General features: G+C 55.4%; 4 protein-coding genes. All 4 read right to left on the reverse strand.

Features of this window, described 5'->3' with window-relative positions; all coding sequences use genetic code 11:
• Nucleotides 1-925: hypothetical protein (locus tag MK323_15175; protein MCH2483486.1), on the reverse strand; the 925-nt coding region annotated here is incomplete at its 3' end.
• Nucleotides 922-2,214, reverse strand: coding sequence for a uroporphyrinogen-III C-methyltransferase (locus MK323_15180; GenBank protein MCH2483487.1), 1,293 nt, complete (start codon nucleotides 2,212-2,214; stop codon nucleotides 922-924). The genes MK323_15180 and MK323_15175, both read right to left, overlap by 4 nt.
• A gap of 49 nt (nucleotides 2,215-2,263) precedes the next feature.
• Nucleotides 2,264-3,043, reverse strand: coding sequence for a uroporphyrinogen-III synthase (locus MK323_15185; protein ID MCH2483488.1), 780 nt, complete (start codon nucleotides 3,041-3,043; stop codon nucleotides 2,264-2,266).
• The gene (gene hemC, locus MK323_15190) at nucleotides 3,033-3,938 is read right to left on the reverse strand and encodes a hydroxymethylbilane synthase (GenBank protein ID MCH2483489.1); all 906 of its coding nucleotides are present in this window, start codon (nucleotides 3,936-3,938) and stop codon (nucleotides 3,033-3,035) included. The genes MK323_15185 and hemC overlap by 11 nt, the downstream gene beginning before the upstream one ends.
• Nucleotides 3,939-3,940 lie beyond the last annotated feature (2 nt).

Here is a 3,940-nt window from a genome sequence, read left to right on the forward strand (position 1 = left end):
CATCAATGGACTCCTGACGAATATGGCCATAGAGGCGGACCAAGCCGCCGTCCCAGTTTCGGTTGATCGCTTTGCGCAGGATCTTTTCGGCCTGTTTCATGTTTCCGGCATCAATCAGACTGCGCACATGGACGGCCGTCAGCACCGGGTCTCGACGTTCCTGCCGGGACAGGCGCGACCAGACCTTAGCACCTGCATCCGGGCGGGCGTCTGATGTCAGCAGCCGCACCTGAAGATCCCGATTGAGTATTTTCATTTCCCCTTCCGGCAGGATTCGGGAACGCTTCAGATCCTTGAACAAGCTTTCGAGCGCTGGCCAATCCTGCTGACGCTGCAGAAGTTCCACCAGCATGCCCTGTACAGCGCGCCGACGCACACCTTGTTCATGCAATTGTTCGAGCACACCGCGCGCTTCGTCGAGTTGACCGGCTCGCTCCAGCAACCGCGCCCGCGTGATCTCGACCGCTTCGATATGCTCTGGTTCTTGGTTTCTGGCTTGTAATAGATACTTGTCCCGTGCCTCGTAATCCCCTCTTTGCTGGGCTGCATAGGCCGCCCCGAGGGCGCTCAGCAGAGGTGTTGCACCATAGCCCAATCGCTGTGACAGAATCTCCTCGGCCTCTTCCCATTCTCCTTCGATCAGTCGCGAGTACCCCGCCAATGTCGCCTGAGTCGCCAGTGCATGCCGTCGGTTGATCCGCCATCGACCGGCAGTACGAGGCGCTCGGAACAGGGCCCACAACAACCGTAGCACAAGATAAACCGCGAACAGCACAATCCCTGCCAAAAAAACGAACAAAGCCAGAGAGACTTCTATTTCATACGGTGTGCGGGAAATCAGTACATAGCCTGGATCCTCAAGCGCCAGTAATCCCAGTGCAACCGCGGCCGCCAGTGTAATCAGCACATAGACAATGAAACTCACTCCGACTGACTCCGCTTTTCAATGACCCGCCTTAACAGTGCCATTGAACCGGAAAGATCCGGCAGGTCAACGACCAACTGCCGGGCCTTCAGTGATTCGAGCGATGCGGCAAACCCATCTACACGCTCGTCGGCTGCGAAGTAATCCGAAAGGCCAGCACGGGCCTGCTTCAAACTATCCTGGTATAGATCAGGCCGCTGCCGTAAAACCGCGAGCTGTGCCGTGACCAGTTGAAGCCGCAGTTTTTCATAAGCCAGAAAGCGCTGTGCATTATCCAGTTTCGGTGAACGGGTTTGATCGACTTTTCGAATGCGTACGAGCTTCCCCAGATCATCCAGCAATACTCTGCCGACCATCTGCAAAGAACCGGGTTCTGTCGGTTCTTCAGTTTCAGATGTACTACGCCCCCACTCGGGTCGATCGAGATCTCCTTTGAGCGGCAGCGTGTTCACTTGATCCGCCATTGCAGAGAGCTTGAGGACAATGCCGTTCAGGTCCAACTTAGGCACGGCGTCGAGCGACGCTATTTCCACCGCCAGCTGGCGCCGTACGGTGAGCACGTCGGTGGCCTGAATGAGGCTGAGTTTCTGATCCGCGATTTCCAGGGCACGCCTTGCCAGCGAGACATCGCCGGACAGAGATAGCCGTTGACCTGCGAGTAACAGCAGCTGATGCGTTTCCTCCAGAACCCAATCGTCAACCGAAGTGCCGATCTCATAGCCGAGCTTGTCCAATGAAGTCCGTATCCTTGCAAATCGTTGTTCGATGGCCTCTCGGTCATTTACCTGTGTGGCCTTGAGCTCGTCCACTGCAGCAGTCAGGCGCGATTGCTGCGCTTCGGCTTCTCGTTGCAACGCACTTTGACTTTCCGAAACCTGACGACCCAGGGTAGTCAGATCACTTTCCAGCTGCTGCAAACGATCACGTAGTGATGTCGACTCCAATGCCACGCTTTCCATTCGGCTGAGCTGATGACCCACCTCAAGCCGCCCGGTCACCGCGATTGAATACCACGCAAAAACACTGACAGCCAAGGCCAGAACGGATGCAACTAACGCGGCAATTGTCCAGCCGTTTAGCACTTGCCTGCGCTGTGGGTCATCTATCGGGCTGGGAGAGGCGGTCACCCGCTCACGGGCAACTGCTGCTTCATCGCCCGACTCAGCGACTGGCACAGGATCTGGCATTACCTCGGGTTCGACAGGTTCTTCAATGATTTGAGGTTCTGACGGTCTTGTTACCGGCACGACCAGTTCGTCTTTGGAGGCAATATCTTTTTGATCTGTCACTTAAAACCCAACTTTGGATGAATCCCAACCCAATCGTTCATCGCTGGCATCATGCCTGTGCCTGCCAGTCACTGATCCGACTGACCAGCGCCTCGTTACCCGGACCAGTCGATACCAGAATCTGACCTGCACAACCCAGTTGGCGACAGTATTGCTCAATCCGAGTACTCACCGTTGCGATCACCGCTTTTTCAAACAAATCGTGATCGCTCGAACTCAGTAGCTGAAGCAGATGGTCTGCTGCTGTATTACTCGTCAGTGTCACCACATCGATTTCCCCATTGCGCCACATCGTTATGGCACGGGTGTCTGTTTTTTCTGGCAAAGACCGTTGATAACACTCCACATAATCGACCCGTGCACCCAACGCAACAAGCCTATCATGTAATCGCTCACGACCGCCCTCACCGCGAAATATCACCACTTTTTGGCCCTCGACCTGCATCAACTGTGGCAATTTGAGCAGGCCCTCACTGTTGAACCGATCACGCGGGATACCCGAAACCGGAAACCCCTGCTCTCTAAGCCGGTTGGCTGTGCCCGGTCCAACCGCCAGGATCTCAGTCTGGGGGTGGATACGGATTGCGTGGGTCTTGAGCACCTTCAGCCCAAACTCAACCGCGTTGGGACTAACAAAAATCACCTTGTCAGCTTGCGGCACATGCGCCACAGCCGATTCCAGTTGAGCCTGATTTTTGACTTCGCAGATAGTCGTGACTGGAAAGCGAACGGCGATGCCATTGGCTTGTTCGATTAATTCACACAAAGGACCTGCCTGGTGAGGAGCCCGGGTCACCAGAACAGTGACACTCGTCAGGTCACCCCGCATAAGCCACCAGGATCTGCTGGGCGCCCTGGGCAATCAGATCTTGCGCAACTGTTTGGCCCAACGGTACCGCCTTAGACAGCGGACCCGTCGCACGAGCGGTCAGAAGTTCTGAGCCATCGGTTCTGCCGACCTGGGCGGTGAGATGAAGCGCGTTGTCAGAGACTTCAGCATAAGCGGCCATGGGCACATGACATCCGCCACCGAGTACTTCGTTCACGGCCCGTTCAGCACTGATCCGGCGATGACTGATTGGATCATCCAAAGGTGCGATCAGATGATTTACTTCGGCATTGTCCTGTCGGCACTCTATCCCCAAAGCACCCTGCCCCACCGCGGGCAACATCAAATCCGTGGGAATAATCTGCTGAATTCGTGCTGAGAGTTCAAGCCGCTTCAATCCCGAAACCGCCAGAATAATCGCGTCGTATTCACCCGCATCAAGCCGTTTCAAACGGGTATTCACATTGCCGCGTAGATTGTCTACCCGAAGCGTCGGAAACCGGTGTTTCAACATACACTGTCGACGCACGCTGCACGTGCCCACAACAGCGCCTTCGGGCAACTCTGAGAGATCGGCAAATTGATTCGACACCAGTGCATCGTGCGGGTCTTCACGTAAACAGATGACTGGTATATGTAATCCAGGCGGCAAGGAAACGGTCACATCTTTCATCGAATGCACAGCCAGATCGATGTCTCCGGTCAAAAGTGCCTGTTCGAGCTCTTTCAGGAACAATCCTTTACCGCCTTCTGTCGCCAGAGGCACATCCAGTGTGCGATCTCCTTGTGTGGTGATACCGACGATTTCAACATCCAGATCGGGGTGAACGTTGCACAGTGCGTCACGCACATAATTGGCCTGCCACATGGCCAACTGGCTGCGGCGGGTACCGATCC

It is taken from the genome of Gammaproteobacteria bacterium (assembly GCA_022450155.1).
GTDB lineage: Bacteria > Pseudomonadota > Gammaproteobacteria > Arenicellales > UBA868 > REDSEA-S09-B13.